20 protein-coding genes are annotated in these 15,418 nt (G+C 49.6%); 16 read left to right on the forward strand and 4 right to left on the reverse strand.

Translation table 11 applies throughout. The features are described from left to right. Window positions 1-46 precede the first annotated feature (46 nt). Window positions 47-715: a 4'-phosphopantetheinyl transferase family protein gene (locus KEF85_RS01865; protein WP_215583018.1), complete on the forward strand. Its 669-nt coding sequence runs from the start codon at window positions 47-49 to the stop codon at window positions 713-715. Between the two features lie 457 nt (window positions 716-1,172). On the opposite strand, the gene KEF85_RS01870 is transcribed toward KEF85_RS01865, so the two are convergent. Together KEF85_RS01870 and KEF85_RS01875 are read right to left on the reverse strand one after the other, a co-directional pair. Beyond that, complete coding sequence (locus KEF85_RS01870) at window positions 1,173-2,762, reverse strand: SagB/ThcOx family dehydrogenase (RefSeq protein ID WP_215583019.1); 1,590 nt, start codon at window positions 2,760-2,762, stop codon at window positions 1,173-1,175. Between the two features lie 221 nt (window positions 2,763-2,983). Further along, window positions 2,984-3,244 (reverse strand): nitrogen fixation protein NifZ, encoded by a 261-nt coding sequence (locus tag KEF85_RS01875; protein WP_215583020.1) that lies wholly within the window; start codon window positions 3,242-3,244, stop codon window positions 2,984-2,986. 193 nt (window positions 3,245-3,437) lie between these two features. Here KEF85_RS01875 and KEF85_RS01880 point away from each other — a divergent pair, with 193 nt between their 5' ends. Genes KEF85_RS01880 through nifS form a run of 3 tightly spaced genes read left to right on the forward strand, consistent with a single transcriptional unit; the run spans window position 3,438 to window position 5,927 of the window. Continuing rightward, window positions 3,438-3,794, forward strand: a complete 357-nt coding sequence (locus tag KEF85_RS01880) for a HesB/IscA family protein (RefSeq protein ID WP_215583023.1) — start codon at window positions 3,438-3,440, stop codon at window positions 3,792-3,794. Window positions 3,795-3,814: 20 nt separating this feature from the next. Beyond that, window positions 3,815-4,726 carry a Fe-S cluster assembly protein NifU gene (gene nifU, locus KEF85_RS01885; protein WP_215583025.1) on the forward strand — a complete coding sequence of 304 codons (912 nt, stop codon included), beginning with the start codon at window positions 3,815-3,817 and terminating at the stop codon, window positions 4,724-4,726. After that, window positions 4,719-5,927 carry a cysteine desulfurase NifS gene (gene nifS, locus KEF85_RS01890; RefSeq protein WP_215583028.1) on the forward strand — a complete coding sequence of 403 codons (1,209 nt, stop codon included), beginning with the start codon at window positions 4,719-4,721 and terminating at the stop codon, window positions 5,925-5,927. The genes nifU and nifS overlap by 8 nt, the downstream gene beginning before the upstream one ends. Before the next feature lie 449 nt (window positions 5,928-6,376). Here nifS and KEF85_RS01895 read toward each other — a convergent pair whose 3' ends face one another. Beyond that, complete coding sequence (locus tag KEF85_RS01895; protein WP_215583029.1) at window positions 6,377-6,601, reverse strand: hypothetical protein; 225 nt, start codon at window positions 6,599-6,601, stop codon at window positions 6,377-6,379. Window positions 6,602-6,918: 317 nt separating this feature from the next. Here KEF85_RS01895 and nifV point away from each other — a divergent pair, with 317 nt between their 5' ends. The 12 genes from nifV to KEF85_RS01950 all read left to right on the forward strand — a co-directional run bounded on the left by nifV (window position 6,919) and on the right by KEF85_RS01950 (window position 14,474). Beyond that, entirely contained in the window at window positions 6,919-8,043 is a 1,125-nt protein-coding gene (gene nifV, locus KEF85_RS01900) for a homocitrate synthase (RefSeq protein WP_215583030.1), read from the forward strand. An 11-nt stretch (window positions 8,044-8,054) separates the two neighbouring features. Then, a complete protein-coding gene (locus KEF85_RS01905; RefSeq protein ID WP_215583031.1) occupies window positions 8,055-8,222 on the forward strand; it encodes a hypothetical protein in 168 nt (55 codons plus the stop codon). Next, window positions 8,219-8,998 (forward strand): serine O-acetyltransferase, encoded by a 780-nt coding sequence (cysE, locus tag KEF85_RS01910; RefSeq protein WP_215583035.1) that lies wholly within the window; start codon window positions 8,219-8,221, stop codon window positions 8,996-8,998. Before KEF85_RS01905 ends, cysE begins: the two co-directional genes overlap by 4 nt. Further along, on the forward strand, window positions 8,998-9,519 hold the full coding sequence (locus KEF85_RS01915) for a hypothetical protein (RefSeq protein ID WP_215583037.1): 522 nt from the start codon (window positions 8,998-9,000) through the stop codon (window positions 9,517-9,519). Before cysE ends, KEF85_RS01915 begins: the two co-directional genes overlap by 1 nt. Before the next feature lie 117 nt (window positions 9,520-9,636). Next, window positions 9,637-9,759 carry a hypothetical protein gene (locus KEF85_RS16870; protein WP_281413666.1) on the forward strand — a complete coding sequence of 41 codons (123 nt, stop codon included), beginning with the start codon at window positions 9,637-9,639 and terminating at the stop codon, window positions 9,757-9,759. Between the two features lie 4 nt (window positions 9,760-9,763). Then, complete coding sequence (nifW, locus tag KEF85_RS01920; RefSeq protein ID WP_215583038.1) at window positions 9,764-10,078, forward strand: nitrogenase-stabilizing/protective protein NifW; 315 nt, start codon at window positions 9,764-9,766, stop codon at window positions 10,076-10,078. Beyond that, window positions 10,075-10,554: a nitrogen fixation protein NifZ gene (locus KEF85_RS01925; RefSeq protein WP_215583039.1), complete on the forward strand. Its 480-nt coding sequence runs from the start codon at window positions 10,075-10,077 to the stop codon at window positions 10,552-10,554. Before nifW ends, KEF85_RS01925 begins: the two co-directional genes overlap by 4 nt. A 2-nt stretch (window positions 10,555-10,556) precedes the next feature. After that, a complete protein-coding gene (gene nifM / locus KEF85_RS01930) occupies window positions 10,557-11,405 on the forward strand; it encodes a nitrogen fixation protein NifM (protein ID WP_343222145.1) in 849 nt (282 codons plus the stop codon). A gap of 82 nt (window positions 11,406-11,487) precedes the next feature. Beyond that, window positions 11,488-12,798 carry an ATP-dependent Clp protease ATP-binding subunit ClpX gene (gene clpX / locus KEF85_RS01935; RefSeq protein WP_215583042.1) on the forward strand — a complete coding sequence of 437 codons (1,311 nt, stop codon included), beginning with the start codon at window positions 11,488-11,490 and terminating at the stop codon, window positions 12,796-12,798. A gap of 54 nt (window positions 12,799-12,852) precedes the next feature. Further along, window positions 12,853-13,473 (forward strand): Grx4 family monothiol glutaredoxin, encoded by a 621-nt coding sequence (gene grxD, locus KEF85_RS01940; RefSeq protein WP_215583045.1) that lies wholly within the window; start codon window positions 12,853-12,855, stop codon window positions 13,471-13,473. A gap of 23 nt (window positions 13,474-13,496) precedes the next feature. Beyond that, entirely contained in the window at window positions 13,497-14,030 is a 534-nt protein-coding gene (locus KEF85_RS01945) for a flavodoxin (RefSeq protein ID WP_215583046.1), read from the forward strand. 15 nt (window positions 14,031-14,045) lie between these two features. Continuing rightward, complete coding sequence (locus KEF85_RS01950) at window positions 14,046-14,474, forward strand: SoxR reducing system RseC family protein (protein ID WP_215583048.1); 429 nt, start codon at window positions 14,046-14,048, stop codon at window positions 14,472-14,474. Between the two features lie 49 nt (window positions 14,475-14,523). Here KEF85_RS01950 and KEF85_RS01955 read toward each other — a convergent pair whose 3' ends face one another. Further along, a complete protein-coding gene (locus tag KEF85_RS01955) occupies window positions 14,524-15,381 on the reverse strand; it encodes an SIR2 family protein (RefSeq protein ID WP_215583053.1) in 858 nt (285 codons plus the stop codon). Window positions 15,382-15,418: the final 37 nt, after the last annotated feature.

A 15,418-nucleotide genomic window follows, 5' to 3' on the forward strand; every position in this document is an offset into this window, starting at 1 on the left:
TGTGGTTTTAATGGTGTTTTTCCCATTAAAAGCCTGGTGAAGAGGGATGAATTTTATAGATATCCGCCATAGTTGTTTTCAGGCAGATCAAGATTTACTGCAAAAACTGACCGGCTTACTTAGTAAGCAGGAACTGACAACCGCCAACAAATTTCGTCAACCGGCGCTGAGAGACCGCTATATACAGGTGCGCGGCCAATTGCGCACCAGCTTGGCAGAATACCTTGGTGTGCAGCCTGCAGCACTGGAATTTGGTATCGGCACATACGGTAAGCCCTATCTAAAACAGCACCCTCTGTACTTCAATCTCTCGCACAGTGCAGACCGGCTGGTTATAGCCATCTCCAATCTCGAAAACATCGGCATCGATATCGAATATACCCAACCGCGCACCAACCTCCGGGCATTGGCACAGCGCTGTTTTTCCGCAGGAGAGTTTCACCTTTGGCAACAACTGCCGCTGTCCCAACAACATAAGCTATTCTACCAGCTCTGGACAAAAAAAGAGGCCTTTGTCAAGGCCGTTGGGCGCGGCATCGTCCTGGGCCTGTCCAATTGCGAACTAAATCTCCCGGCTGCCCAAACATTTGCCAGCCTCCCCGCCGAATACTCCCCCCCAAACGCCTGGCAACTCATCGAGTTCTGGCCCACAGACACCATCTGCGGCGCCCTGGTCGCCCCCAATACTCAGTTGATGCTTACAGAATTAACTTAATCTGGGTCAGATGCCGGCAAATACTGGTAAGGGATAAATCTTTTCCGGCTTGTCACGAGCGCCAAAAAAACAACTCGGCTTGGGTAATAGTGCTAATGGCAATTTGATCAAAACCAATTTGCCTTAAGTTTTGTATAACAGTTTGCTTGCCTTTGTAAAAGTCAATTAGGATATTTGTGTCGCAAGGAATCATGTGAAGCTATTTGGCCAAGCACTGGCACGGATTGATTCTTGACTGATTTCCCTGTTCTGCTAAATCCCCGCGCAATCAAAAAACACTGATTCTGTTTCCGCTGCCTTTACGGTAGGCTCAGCTTTGCTGATTCGCAGGTAAATTTATAATGCCGTTTTGGATAATTGTCTGAAATTCAACAGTATTCATTGTGTAACCTGCACATTGTAGAATTGCTCTGCCTTAGTTTACACAAAGTTTTTAACAGCTTCTGATTTTTTGGTTTCATCCCAAATGCCCATAAGCCGGAAAACTCTGCAACCGCCCGTCATCCAGCGGCGTACCCACGGTAAAATGATACAGACTTTGCCAGGTGTTATTCTGCAAACCCAGCACCCCATGCACGGCATCGTCAAAAAAACAGCCGATGCCGGTGCCGCGTACGCCGGCGGCCTCGGCTTCCAGATACAGAATCTGCCCCAGCAGACCGCATTCCCAAAACAGCCGCCGGTAATGCCAGGCTGCGCTGTCCACATTCTCGGCAAACCGGGCCAGCATGCCCAGGCTAAACGCGCTGTCGCTGGCTATCGGCTGGTGGCAAGATAAAGTCTTGGCGGCTTGGCGTACATTGCCGCCGGTCAGCAGGTAAAACGGGTAGGGTGCTTCTATTGCCTGCCAGACAAAATCTGCCGACATGGCGGCCTTAAAGTCGGTCAGAGAGGTGGCGCTACGTGGTAGCCAATATAGGCCCGGTTCCAGTCCGTCTACTCTATGCACAAATAACATAATGTCTACTTGCGGTTGCCAGTTCCAGGTGCTGAAAGGTGGTTTGGCATTGGCTTGCAAAGCCGCCAGGATACGCTGAAAATCCGCCAGCGGCAGGGCTTCGGCCTTGCCGTTAAAATGTTGGGCGCTGCGCCGTTGCCGGATCAGCTCACTGGCAGGCAGGCTCAGCCGGGTAGTGGGCAGCGCCTTAAGTTCAGTTTGCCAGCGTTCCGGCACAGTGACCGGTTTTTCGGCTTGCGCGGTCACTTCATCAATTATCGGCCAGCGATAAAAATGCCGGCCACTTAAAGCCGGTGCTTTGCCAAACCATTTCGTCTGGGTCAAAACCTGATTTAACCCGGCAATATCGGAGGTGGTATCGGGCAGTGGCCCGTAATGCAGCTTGCAGATTAAATCCGGATATTCCCGCTCGTCTTTCACAAAATCCGCATCGCGGTCTATACCCAGCAAGGCGGCAATATCGGCGTCACTAGCGGCGCTGCACAATTCCACGCTCCAGCCTAAACAGGCGGCCGCATAACTCAAAGCCGCTAGGGCATGGCCGGTATCGTGTTGACAATAGCGGAACGCCCGCTCCCCGTATTTCCAGGCCTCCCGCCAATGCAGAGACGACAGGCCGATATACACTGCCGCCCCCAGTTCTGGCCCGGCAAACCGGCTGCGCTGTTCCAGATAATGATCGTAACTGACATAATGATAGACACCGGGTGCCAACAAGTCAGCATCAGTGCAAACCAGATAAACCTCAGTGGGATGCAGATTGCCGCTGGATGGATTACAGCGTAAGGACCAGCGATCCGGGCCAAATTGTTTCCAGGCCGATAAACCAAACCCCAATTCCAGCAATAAGCCGATACTGGTCAAATTTACGGTCAGCGGGTTAATCAGTGCCGGTGTATCCAAATCGGCAAACAAAACCGCCAGTTCAGCTCCCGGTTTGGGCAAGGTGACAATTTCACAACCGGTAAAGCGTCGGAATGGCTGGGGCTGATCATCCCAATCCAGCGACCCCGGTCCCTTGGCATAAGCATTTAACTGATGCTTGGTACGTTCGTGATAATTCAATACGCCTGCCGATTCGATGTTCATATTCATCCAATTTTAAAAATCAAATCTTGCCTACACAAAAAGCCTGAAGTAGCCTCGATGCAGCAACGCAGAATCGAGGCTGTAGGCTGACAATACCGCGATAAACTGGCTATGGGCGCCTGTTTTTAAGCAAGGCAAGCTTGTGAGTCTCTTGATTCCACCGAGTTGCATGGGAGGCTACAGACTACACCCAAAAACTACGTGGCCTTGATGTTTTTTGCTTAAGAAACCAGTTCCACAACCTTTAAATCCTCGCTCCAGCAGCCTATGGGCCGGCCCAGATTAAAGTCTTTATCTTCAAAACGTACCAAAAACACACTGCGTCCTGGGTTTTCCTCTACATAACCCTTCATAACAATCACGCCGCGTGCGCCGGCATCGGCCAGCACTTCGCCTTCTTCACCTTCCGGCATACTGCCGTCGTCGATGATCTCGTGTGCAGCGTACACCACATCGCCCAAATCCAAATCTTCTAAATTCATACTGTTTACCTGTTGTTGTATGTAGCAAATCCGACAAACGCAGGCCGATTGTTGTGAAATAGTCTGTGAGCTGGTCGGAGTAAATTCGCAGAGTGCCTATGCAATCAGTGTCTTAGCGGCATTGTTTACGTATGGCACACTGGTTGCATTAGCTATTACAAGATCAATGCCAAACCGTTCAGGAGACTTAATAATGATTACTTTAACCGAAAGCGCCATTAAAGCAGTGGGTCGTTTTATCAGCAGTTCCGACAAACCAACCGGCGGTCTGCGCATAGAAGTCACCGATGGAGGTTGTTCCGGCCTGTCCTATGGACTGCGACTGGAAGCCAAGAATAATCAGGATGATACTGTCATCGAATGCGGCGAAGTGAATGTTTTCGTCGATCCGCTGAGTATGCCTAAACTGGATGGCATGTCCATCGATTTTGTGGACAGCCTGGATGGTTCAGGCTTCAAGTTCACCAATCCCAATGCTGTCAAAAGCTGCGCTTGCGGTTCGTCGTTTACGACCACCGACAATGGCGCGCCTACCAAAACCTGTTCGTAATGCTGTCGAGGAAATAAGTTATGTGGGATTATTCTGATAAAGTAAAAGATCATTTTTTCAACCCCAAAAACGCCGGAGCAGTGGCGGGGGCCAATGCCGTAGGCGAAGTAGGGTCCATCAGCTGCGGCGATGCCTTGCGCTTAACCCTCAAAGTCAACGATGACACCGAAGTCATCGAAGATGCCGGTTTTCAGACTTTTGGCTGTGGTTCGGCCATCGCCTCATCTTCGGTATTAACCGAAATCATCAAAGGTCTGACTCTGGATGAAGCTTTAAAGGTCACCAATCAGGATATCGCCAAAGAACTGGATGGCCTGCCGCCGGAAAAAATGCATTGCTCGGTAATGGGTCGTGAAGCCCTGCAAGCTGCAGTGGCCAATTATCGTGGCGAAGAATGGAAAGATGATCACGAAGAAGGCGCATTGATCTGTAAATGTTTTGCCATTGATGCCGTGATGATCGAAGAAATGGTCTGGGCCAACAAACTTCGTACCGTGGAAGATGTTACCAACTACACCAAAGCCGGTGGTGGTTGTGCGGCCTGCCATGAAGATATTGAAGCTATCCTGGAGCGGGTGTTAAAAGAACGTGGTGAAACTTTTGATCCTAATGCGGCACCTATCGAAAAAGTTGAAGTGGTTGCCGAAAAGAAACCGCTGACCAATTTGCAACGCATCAAAAAAATCGAAGAAGTCCTCAATTCACTGCGGCCGCAACTGATGGCTGACGGTGGTGATGTGGAACTGGTTGAAGTGGTCGGCAATACCGCTTATGTCAATATGACCGGTGCTTGCAATGGTTGTCAGATGGCCGCCATGACCATTTCCGGGATTCAGCAACGTCTGATGGAAGTGCTGGGCGAGTTCATCAAAGTAGTGCCGGCTTCGCAAATGCCGAAACTGGTCAACATTGAGGAGGCCGCTCATGCCTGATATTTATCTGGATAATAACGCCACCACCAAGGTGGATATGGCCGTAGTGGATGCGATGATTCCGTATTTTACCGAACAATTCGGTAACCCATCATCCATCCATCGCTTTGCCGACGGCGTGGCCAAAGCCATCAAAAAAGCCCGTGGTCAGGTACAGGAGTTGTTGGGTGCAGAGCATGATTCAGAAATTATTTTCACCTCTTGTGGCACTGAGTCAGATTCCACCGCCATTCTCTCGGCTATCAAATGCCAGCCCACCCGCAAAGAAATCATTACCACCTCGGTAGAACATCCGGCTATCCTGAATTTGTGTGAAAACCTGGAAAAAGAAGGTTACACCATCCATCGTTTGCCGGTGGACAAGTGTGGCAGACTTAATCTGGAATCTTACAAAAACATGCTGTCCGATCAGGTGGCCATCGTCTCGGTAATGTGGGCCAATAATGAAACCGGCACCATTTTCCCGGTTGAGGAAATGGCCGAACTGGCCAACGCCGCTGGTGTCATGTTTCACACCGATGCCGTGCAAGCCGTCGGTAAAATTCCCATGATGCTGCAGGACACCAAAATCGACATGCTGTCACTGTCCGGCCATAAACTTCATGCCCCCAAAGGCATAGGTGTGTTGTACCTGCGCCGTGGCACCCGCTACCGCCCATTGCTGCGTGGTGGTCATCAGGAACGGGGTCGCCGTGCCGGTACCGAAAACACCGCTTCTATCGTCGGTCTGGGCAGAGCCTGTGAACTGGCTCTGGAGCATATGGAATATGAAAACACCCAGGTTAAAGCCATGCGCGACCGCCTGGAGCAAGGCATCGTCGATCAGATTCCGCATTGTTTCATTACCGGCGATCTCAACAACCGCCTGCCCAACACCACCGACATCGCTTTTGAATACATCGAAGGCGAAGCCATATTAATGCTGCTCAATCGCGCCGGCATCGCCGCCTCCAGCGGCTCCGCCTGCACCTCCGGCTCACTGGAACCATCGCACGTCATGCGTGCCATGCAAATTCCCTACACCGCAGCCCACGGCACCATCCGCTTCTCCTTCTCCCGCTACAACACCATGAGCGAAGTAGACGAAGTCCTGAAAGTCATGCCCACCATCGTCGCCAACTTACGCAAACTTTCCCCCTACTGGGAAGGCGACGGCCCAGTCACCAACCCCGAACAAGCTTTTCAGCCTACTTACGCTTAAGTATCACGACCGGTATTTTCACCCACGGAAATACTGGTCGATTCAGCCAAACTCCCTTCTGTGGCCCCTAAAAAATTGCGCAGCAACACAAAACTGCCGCAGGCAAGGTTTTATTGCCTAATGTCATTACGTTTTCTCAGTTCAGCACATAAAATCCCCATAAAAACTCGTAACTCGTTAGGGTCCGTAGCCTCGATGCAACGTAGTGGAATCGAGGGATTCGCAGTGTAGCCTTTATTAAACAAAGGTTAAGTGGTTTTACAATGGCTTCACCCGCTTCTGACCAAATCAACGACTAACGCAAACATAGCTCGGTAGGCTGGGTAGAGCAAAGCGAAGCCCTGCCCGTAGCCTCGATGCAACGTAGTGGAATCGAGGGATTCGCAGTGTAGCCTTTATTAAACAAAGGTTAAGTGGTTTTACAATGGCTTCACCCGCTTCAGGTCAAATCAACGACTAAGGCAAACATAGCTCGGTAGGCTGGATAGCGCAAAGCGAAACTCAGCATTCAAGGCCATAAACCACACGCATAACCAAAACTTCAAATTACCGCTATTACCCAAATCAAGCCGAATATCAAAATCCGCGCGCAGCGTACCAAGTTGCCAGGCCGATGTTTCTTCGCCCGCCGGTGCGGGAACCGGTATTAAATTGGCTTCGCGTAGCGTTTCCAAATTAATCTGCCTTAGATAACAACGATCCCGGTAATACTTGATTCAAGTCATATAAAGCCAATCAACGCCGATTCCCGGATTCCGCTACATCCATACTACATAACACGCACAACAGAAAATCTCTCCCCTCCCCATAAAATTGTCACATTCCCGACAATTCCCCGCCCCTCACTACGCTTTGTGCTGTCACTAATCCGACCAACCCCACCAAACCCCTTGATTTACCTGATCTCAACAGTTGGCAAGTGTTTTGCATTCTATGAAATAAAGGCAGCTACACCGCCACAAACAATATCAAGCCAGTCGGGTAGAGCAGTATGAATCAACAGGCCAGAACCATCATCATAGACGACACCACCTTACGCGATGGCGAACAGTCGGCTGGAGTGGCGTTTTCCCTGGATGAAAAACTCAGCATAGCCCGTCAGCTCGCCGCATTGGGCGTACCAGAACTGGAAATCGGCATTCCGGCCATGGGTGCCCAGGAACGTGACGAAATCAAAGCGCTGGCCGGGTTAAAGCTGTCCAGCCGCCTGCTGGTCTGGTCAAGAATGCGCAGTGATGATTTACAGCATTGTCTGAACTTAGGGGTAGGTTTAGTGGATTTATCCATCTCCGCCTCTGATCAGCATATCCAGCACAAACTTAAACAGAGCCGGGCCTGGGTGTTAAACACCATCGATTATTGCGTCAAAACAGCTGTTGATGCCGGCATGCAGGTTTGCGTGGGTGCGGAAGACGCGTCACGTGCCGATGCCGATTTTCTGGCTCAAATGGCTCAAACCGCCCAAGCCGCAGGAGCCTGCCGATTCCGCTTCGCCGACACAGTAGGCATTATGGAGCCGTTTGGTGTATTGGACGCCATCCGCAAATTACACAGCCTCACCGATCTGGATATCGAAATGCACGCCCACGATGATCTCGGTCTGGCTACTGCCAACAGTTTAGCCGCGGCATTAGCCGGTGCCACTCATGTTAATACCACCGTCAACGGTCTGGGTGAACGCGCCGGTAATGCCGCTCTGGAAGAAGTAGTTATCGGATTAACCCAGTTATACGGTATGCAAACCGGTGTTGATTTACGCAGCTTCCCGGCCTTGTCGCAACAGGTGGCCAGCGCTTCCGGTGACACCATCGGCAGCCGCAAAAGCCTGATCGGTCGCGATGTGTTTAGCCACGAAGCCGGTATCCATGTCGATGGCTTACTCAAAGATCCGCATAACTATCAGGGTGTCGATCCGGCCATAGTCGGTCGCAGCCATGAATTGGTGCTGGGCAAACACTCCGGTAGTCAGGGGGTGATTCATGCTTACCAGCAACTGGGTATTCTGATTAATCGCGCCCAGGCCGGTCGCTTATTACCCGTAATTCGCCAGTTTGTCAGTTTTAATAAACGCTCCCCGCAGCCGCCGGAGTTAAATCAGTTTTTAAGCAGCCTATAGAGAGGTGTTCGATGTCCAGCAATCCTCAAAAAACCAGTGTACCCAGCGCTGACAAGCTCAGCAAACAACCGGCTAGTCTGTCGCCCGTCAACGAACAGGACGAACGTTATCCCGGTACCTTCTTCCGGGTGCCTGGCGTACCTATGCCAGGCAAAACCACCTGGAGTCTGGCGAAATGATGTTAATTTCGCCGCAAGCTGCCAATGCTGCGCCCAGCATCTGGCAAGATTGGCGCGAAGATGTCAACTGCGTGTTTTCCCGGGACCCGGCGGCACGTAATTTACTGGAAGTATTATTGGCTTATCCGGGTGTCCATGCCGTTTTAATTTACCGGCTTAGCCATCGCTGGTGGCTGGCTGGCTGGAAACTGGCGGCACGGGTATTGGCCGCATTTGGGCGCTGGTTTACCAATGTTGATATTCATCCTGGTGCTTGCATAGGCAAGCGGTTTTTTATTGATCACGGTGCCGGTGTCGTTATCGGCGAAACCTCAGAAATCGGTGACGATGTCACCATATATCACGGTGTCACCCTGGGTGGTACCACCTGGAACAAGGAAAAACGCCATCCAACCCTGGGCAATAATGTCATGGTTGGGGCTGGCGCCAAAATTCTGGGGGCCATCACCATCGGTAACAATGTGCGGGTTGGGGCAAACTCGGTGGTGATCAAAGATGTGCCGCCATGTTGTACGGTGATTGGTATACCGGGTCGCATCATTCAGACCAAAGGGGTAAAAATCCAGAATGCACACGGTATTGATCTGGATCACCATCTGGTGCCGGATCCGATAGGTAAAGCCATTAACTGCCTGATCGAACGTCTGGATCAACTGGAAGACAATCAAAAGCGTTTTGTGATGGCCGCCGATGGCGATTGCGATAATTGTGAGGCCGAGGGTATTTGTCATGGCGAAGAAGCAGTGATTTTAAAAATGGCCGCAGGTGGTGAGTGATGGATTTATTGGAATTTGAAGCCAGGGATTTGTATTTTCAGCGCGAAGATACTCAGGAAGTGCAGGATCTGATCAAACGTTCTTCGGAATTGTATAGCACCGGTGCTGCAGAATTGCCCTTATTACAAGCCTATTTACGCGCACCGGAATCGCTGAATGTGCTGGTAGCTCTTAACCGGTTTTATTACTACCAGCACCGTCTCAGTGAAGCGCTGATGATTTCGGAACAAGCCTTGAGCTTGATTCGTCGGGATATCAGTTTGCCGGCAGATTGGCGGGAGCTGAATATACAGCATATTAAAGATGCACCCAAAGAACAATTGACCAGTATTCGTTTGTATTTATTTACCTTGAAGTCAATCGGCTTTCTGAATATGCGCATGGAAAATCTGGCGCTCAGTCAAAGCATTTTTGAAAAACTGGTGGCTTTGGATGACAAAGACCGCATAGGTGCAAAAGCCCTGTTGGAACTGGTCTACCAGCGTCTGGAATCAGCTGGTCAGGCCGTGGAATACGCTTGATAACGTAGTCCCGATGAAACGCTGTTTGCCGGATTCGCAGTTGATAATCCCGATTCAGTGTTCCTCAGCGAAACTACCCCGAATAGATACTTAATTTTAACTTAGCAGGTGACTGTCATGATTAAACAAAAATCAGATCCATTTTTGGCCCAGACCTCAGCAATGCTGCTTATCCTGTTGGTAATGTATGTACTGGGCGGCGATAACGCCGGTATCGACCATCTGTTAATTGTGAGGTAAGAGCATGAGCTTTGAAGAAGAAGTGGAAGAACTGGAATCTGCGGAAGATTTTTTACACTATTTTGAACTGGAGTACGATCAAACCACCGTACATGTCAATCGCCTGCATATTCTGCAACGCTTTCACGATTACCTGTCCAAAGGCGGTGATTTGATGCCGGAGGATGAGGACAGTAAAAAACAGATTTACAAGCAGTTACTGTTCCGGGCTTATCAGGATTTTGTGGATTCTGATGCCCAAACCGAAAAAGTGTTCAAAGTATTCAAGATGGGCGAGCCGCAAACCATATTCATCTCATTGGGTGACATTCAAACATGATAGAAGAACGCTACGATGAAGAACGTTTTGAGTTCGGCGAACAAGTCAGAGTCACGCGTAATGTGCGTAATGACGGCACCTATCCGGGTATGCCGGTAGGCGAATTGCTGGTCAGGCGTGGTAGCGTTGGACATGTCATCGAAATGGGGACGTTTTTGCAGGATCAGGTCATCTATACCGTGCATTTTCTTGATCAGGGCCGCATGGTCGGTTGCCGGGCCGAAGAGCTGATACCGGCTGATGCAGCCTGGAATCCCAGCCGTTTTGAATTTCGCGATAAGGTGTTGAGCCGTATCAGTTTGGCTGTGCAGGGTCAGGTCATTGTCGAAAAAGGCGCGGAAGGCGAAATTCTCATGGTGTTGCGGGATAGTATTCCCATGCAGTATCACGTCAGATTTCCTGGAAAAACCCTGCAAGTTCCCGAAGCTGCGCTGGAACCGGCGGATCCGGATAATTTCAGAGAACCCGAGGAGTAATTATGAACCGGACTTCGAATGTCGAAATCGAACCTTACACTTTATTACGGGCTGCGCTCAGCCTTTACCAGAAAGCCCCTGGCGATCTGGAAGCCGAGCAGTTACGCCAGGTTGAAAGACAGGCCAAAAACGAATACGCTATCGAAACCAGAGTCATCAATTCTGCAGAGGCCGCCAGCGTGATCGTCACTGAGCAGGAGCTTCAGCAGGCCATTGCTGAAGTCCAAGGTCGGTTTGCGGATGAAGAAAGCTTTAATGCCGCTCTTGCCGCCAATCATCTGACCTTGCCGGAACTCAGCGCGGCTTTATCCCGGCAGTGTAAAGTCAATGCTGTACTGGAAAAAGTGGCAGCGCGTGCCCCCAAAGTCAATGAAGTGGAAATCGGTATTTTTTACCATTCGCACCCGGAAAAATTTCATCAGCCCGAGCAGCGGGTTGCCCGGCACATATTAATCAGCATCAATCCGGATTATCCGGAAAATACTCGAGAAAATGCACATCGGCGCATCAGCGAAATTGCGGAAACCTTAAAACGCAAACCGCATAAATTTGCTGATTTGGCATTAAAAAATTCCGAATGTCCTACCGCTTTAGATGGGGGAGAATTGGGTACTATCGTCAAAGGCAAACTTTATCAGGAACTCGATGAAGCATTGTTTGCCTTAAAAGAAAATGAAGTCAGCGCGGTAGTAGAGACAGAAGTAGGCTTTCATGTGATTCAGTGCCAAAAAATTATCCATGCCGAAACCCTGTCGTTGAAAAAAGCCACACCCAAAATACGCCAACTCATGCAGGATCGTTATCGGCGTAATTGCCAACGCACTTGGCTGGCCAGCTTACCAGCCGGCTAACTATATCAATCGAAGGATGTGCTAGGCGATAGGCTCAGCAAAAAATTGAAGCAGCAATAAAATCTTTAACAGGAGATAAGGCATGGCAAAAGAACTCAAACATTGTTCATTCTGCGGAATAGAGGCCTCGGCCTCGGTGCCCATGATTGCCGGTACTGAAGGGCATATCTGTGAAGCCTGTGTCACGCTGGCTAGCCAGGTCGTATCCAGCTGGGGCAAAAAAAAGGAACTTACCGAAATGCAGGGGCCTTTGCCTAAACCGGCTGAAATCAAACTCAAACTGGATCAATATGTCATTGGTCAGGATCTGGCCAAAGAGATTCTGTCGGTCGCCGTCTACAATCACTATAAACGTCTGAAGCAGGAAAGTAATAAAACCGGTAATCTGGGCGACTCCGGGCAGGAAGTGGAAATCGGTAAATCCAATATCCTGCTGATAGGGCCTTCCGGTACCGGTAAAACTTTGTTGGCCAGTACCCTGGCCAAGATAGTCGGTGTGCCTTTTGCTGTTGCAGATGCCACCACCTTAACGCAGGCAGGTTATGTTGGGGATGATGTGGAAAATATTCTAGTGCGTTTACTGGATATTGCCGATGGCCAAATCAATAAAGCCGAATGGGGCATAGTCTATATCGACGAAGTAGACAAAATTGCCCGCAGTCCGGAACAGGCTTTTGGTACTCGTGATGTTTCCGGTGAAGGCGTTCAGCAGGCTTTGTTGCGGCTGGTGGAAGGCTCGCAGGTAAAAGTCTCTGTCAAAGGACGGCGCAAAGATCATAACGGCAGTGATACCGTAATGATCGATACCCGCAATATTTTGTTCATAGCCGGTGGCGCTTTTCCAGGTTTGGAAAAACATGTGGAAAAGCGGTTGATGCCGCCTAAGACCTCTATTGGTTTTCACGCCGAAGTCAGTAATTCTGAGGATAAGCCCACGCTGGAAGCTCTGCTCAACGCCACCCAGCCGGATGACTTAAAGCGCTTTGGCCTGATACCGGAATTCATCGGCCGGTTTCCGGTTTTAGCGCCACTGGAGCCGCTGGATGTCGATGCCTTAATCCAGGTTCTCACCGAACCCAAAAATGCTCTGGTCAAACAATATCAGCAGTTGTTTGCCTTTGATGAAGTGCAACTGGAATTTACCCAGGATGCCCTGGTGGAAATTGCCGAAAAAGCCATTGAGCGAAATACCGGCGCCAGAGGCTTGCGTGGTATTTTGGAAAATGTCTTGCGCCGGGCTATGTTCGACGTTCCTTCCAAAGGCAATGTCGAGCGTTGCGTGGTAAATGCCGAAATGATACGCGGCCAGGCCGAGATAGAAATTGTCGAACGCGCTTCGGCGTTTGAAAACGCCGATACCCTGGGGCTGCTGGCATCCGGTGGTCAGTCATAGGCCATCGGTCTGATTGGCCGGTTCATGCAAACAACTTAATTAACAAACTACACTATGAGCAGTTCAACTAAAGACAAAATCCTTAAACAAATCGCCGAAAACCCCATCATTCTTTACATGAAAGGGGTGCCCAGTGCACCGGAATGCGGTTTTTCTGCCAAAGCGGTTGCCATACTCAATACCAGCAAAGTGCCTTATACCTATGTCGATGTGTTAAGAGCGCCGTTTATTCGTGACAAACTGCCGACTGTTTCCAAATGGCCAACTTTTCCGCAGCTGTTTGTTAACGGTGAACTAATCGGCGGCTGCGATATTATCGAAACGCTGGACAAAGACGGGGTATTGCTGTCTTTATTACAATCAGCGCTGCCTAAATCGGCAGAACCTCAGGCTGCGGTGATTAGTCATTCCGAAGTAGATGCCTTAATTGTCCAAGCTTATCCTGACGCAATTGTCCATATTGTTGGCGAGGGCTGTAATCTGGAAATAGCTGTTATCAGCGATCAATTTGCCGATTTAAGCCTGATTAAACAGCATCAGGGGGTAATGGCTGCTTTGAACGAACCTCTGGCCTCAGGTCGTCTCCACGCCGTTACTTTAAAAACCTATACCCAGGCGCAATGGCAGGCTCAGCAAAGTGCGGCAAATCCCGGTTTGTTGCAAATCCAAGTTTAAAACTATCTTAAGGAGTAAGTAGCATGGCAAAAGTAGGCATTTTTTTCGGCTCTGATACCGGTAACACTCGTAAAGTTGCCAAAGCCATCCACAAGCAATTAGGCGATGCGATAGCCGATAAGCCAGTCAATATTCGTAATGCGACCGTCGATGATCTGCTGGCTTATGATGTGTTGATATTGGGTTCACCTACTTATGGTGACGGCGAGCTGCCGGGTTTGTCCAGCGGCAATCAAAATGAAAGTTGGGAAGAGTTTTTGCCGACTCTGGCCGATAGTGATTTTTCGGCAAAAACCATCGCGTTATTCGGTTTGGGTGATCAGGTGGGTTACGGCAGCAATTTTGTCGATGCCTTAGGGTTTTTATTTGATGCTTTTAGTGATGTAGGTGCTAATTTTATCGGTTTTACCAGTACCGAAGGTTATGATTTCACACGTTCCAAAGGCGTGCTGGACGATCAGTTTCTGGGCTTGGTGCTGGATGAAGATAACCAGAAAGAGCTTAGCGAAGCCAGATTAAATGCCTGGCTGGCCGGTATAAGTCCGGCTTGGCAATAAGGTCATTAGCAATTTATGATAGAACAACAGGCTGTCGTAACCCAGATTAGTACCGGGCAGGTATGGATTAAAAGCTTGCAAAGTGGCGCTTGCGGCGGCTGTATGCAACAAAATACCTGCAGCACTGCCACCTTGGCAAAACTGCTGCCCAAACGAGAGTTTGCCATTGATTGTGATCTTGGTTTGCAGGTTGGTGACGAAGTAATGGTGGCAATTGATGATACCCATCTGCTTGCCACCTCTATCATCATCTATCTGCTGCCTGTAGTGATCATGCTGCTTAGTGTCGGGCTTGCTGATGCCTATCTGTCAGATACTGCTGCGGCAGGACTGCCCGTGATTGCACTAATTGTCTTGCTGTTGAGTTTCTGGCTGATAAACCGTTGCCAGTCTCTCGTGTTGTTGCATGTCTGTTTTAAACCGCAAATTATCAGAAAGTGTTAAAAGCTGATGAGCGCCGCCATCCAGGGGGCGCCCGTTTGCAAATATCAGCTTAAGCCGCTTCCGATACCCGATTATGCGCCACCGCTAAAAACTCCTGACAATCGGCTTCAATCAGTTCAAAGCCCATGCGTTCACTAAAGCGTTTTTCCTTATCGGTGGGGTTTTTTCTTATAAACCAGCCTTTATGTTCGGCGGCTCCATAGACAATGTCGCTCATCACCATCCGTTCAGAGTCCCGGTTTAACGGCAGTCCCAGCAATAGGTATTTTTTACCCTCCCGATATTCTTTCAGGAATCCCGGAATAGCAAAACCGCCCATCAGCTCGGTAATGTAATCAACATAATCCGCATCCGAGGCCACATAACTGGATTCCGGTTTAGGAGTCCCCATCGGTTTAAATAATATGGGCAAGTTTTTGTCTACCTGTTGTTCGGGTATTTCAAAATAACTGCTGCCGTCATAATGATAAATTCTATACCGGAAAGCCGCACCTATTACCCGCGATAAACCGACGATTAAAGTATGCTCTTCGTCAGCATAGGTGTCCTGGAGTTGAGTGTCGCGATTAATGTCGATCACATATTTGGGCCGCCATTCCGCTACCCAGTCATGAGCCGATGCCCGGCTCCATTCAGTTTGGCCGTAAACCTTATCCAGAAATTGGGTTAAGAAAGCGCGTCCGCGTTTTAATTCCTGATTCATGGCCGCACGGGGAAACTCAAACATCAGTTTCGGTGCCATCGGTTTGCCGCCATTCATGGCCAGAATCAGGCTGTTGCTATCAGCCGGAATTGGTTCTCCGCTCACCTTGTTAACCGAATCGAACAAAACCCCAGGCCCCAAATAAGGCACAACTGTGTTATCGTACAATCCGCTTAAAATTTCAGAAAAAACAGTGTTCGACATATTGCATTCCATATAGTTAGAAAGTTATCAACAGCAA

This window comes from Methylomonas paludis (genome assembly GCF_018734325.1).
Taxonomy (GTDB): Bacteria; Pseudomonadota; Gammaproteobacteria; order Methylococcales; family Methylomonadaceae; genus Methylomonas; species Methylomonas paludis.

What these genes read in the sequence shown, in the direction of transcription:
- KEF85_RS01865 (WP_215583018.1), top strand. Translation starts at nt 47, where the DNA reads ATGAATTTTATAGATATCCGCCATAGTTGTTTTCAGGCAGATCAAGAT.
- KEF85_RS01870 (WP_215583019.1), bottom strand. Translation starts at nt 2,762, where the DNA reads ATGAACATCGAATCGGCAGGCGTATTGAATTATCACGAACGTACCAAG.
- KEF85_RS01875 (WP_215583020.1), bottom strand. Translation starts at nt 3,244, where the DNA reads ATGAATTTAGAAGATTTGGATTTGGGCGATGTGGTGTACGCTGCACAC.
- KEF85_RS01880 (WP_215583023.1), top strand. Translation starts at nt 3,438, where the DNA reads ATGATTACTTTAACCGAAAGCGCCATTAAAGCAGTGGGTCGTTTTATC.
- nifU (WP_215583025.1), top strand. Translation starts at nt 3,815, where the DNA reads ATGTGGGATTATTCTGATAAAGTAAAAGATCATTTTTTCAACCCCAAA.
- nifS (WP_215583028.1), top strand. Translation starts at nt 4,719, where the DNA reads ATGCCTGATATTTATCTGGATAATAACGCCACCACCAAGGTGGATATG.
- nifV (WP_215583030.1), top strand. Translation starts at nt 6,919, where the DNA reads ATGAATCAACAGGCCAGAACCATCATCATAGACGACACCACCTTACGC.
- KEF85_RS01905 (WP_215583031.1), top strand. Translation starts at nt 8,055, where the DNA reads ATGTCCAGCAATCCTCAAAAAACCAGTGTACCCAGCGCTGACAAGCTC.
- cysE (WP_215583035.1), top strand. Translation starts at nt 8,219, where the DNA reads ATGATGTTAATTTCGCCGCAAGCTGCCAATGCTGCGCCCAGCATCTGG.
- KEF85_RS01915 (WP_215583037.1), top strand. Translation starts at nt 8,998, where the DNA reads ATGGATTTATTGGAATTTGAAGCCAGGGATTTGTATTTTCAGCGCGAA.
- KEF85_RS16870 (WP_281413666.1), top strand. Translation starts at nt 9,637, where the DNA reads ATGATTAAACAAAAATCAGATCCATTTTTGGCCCAGACCTCAGCAATG.
- nifW (WP_215583038.1), top strand. Translation starts at nt 9,764, where the DNA reads ATGAGCTTTGAAGAAGAAGTGGAAGAACTGGAATCTGCGGAAGATTTT.
- KEF85_RS01925 (WP_215583039.1), top strand. Translation starts at nt 10,075, where the DNA reads ATGATAGAAGAACGCTACGATGAAGAACGTTTTGAGTTCGGCGAACAA.
- nifM (WP_343222145.1), top strand. Translation starts at nt 10,557, where the DNA reads ATGAACCGGACTTCGAATGTCGAAATCGAACCTTACACTTTATTACGG.
- clpX (WP_215583042.1), top strand. Translation starts at nt 11,488, where the DNA reads ATGGCAAAAGAACTCAAACATTGTTCATTCTGCGGAATAGAGGCCTCG.
- grxD (WP_215583045.1), top strand. Translation starts at nt 12,853, where the DNA reads ATGAGCAGTTCAACTAAAGACAAAATCCTTAAACAAATCGCCGAAAAC.
- KEF85_RS01945 (WP_215583046.1), top strand. Translation starts at nt 13,497, where the DNA reads ATGGCAAAAGTAGGCATTTTTTTCGGCTCTGATACCGGTAACACTCGT.
- KEF85_RS01950 (WP_215583048.1), top strand. Translation starts at nt 14,046, where the DNA reads ATGATAGAACAACAGGCTGTCGTAACCCAGATTAGTACCGGGCAGGTA.
- KEF85_RS01955 (WP_215583053.1), bottom strand. Translation starts at nt 15,381, where the DNA reads ATGTCGAACACTGTTTTTTCTGAAATTTTAAGCGGATTGTACGATAAC.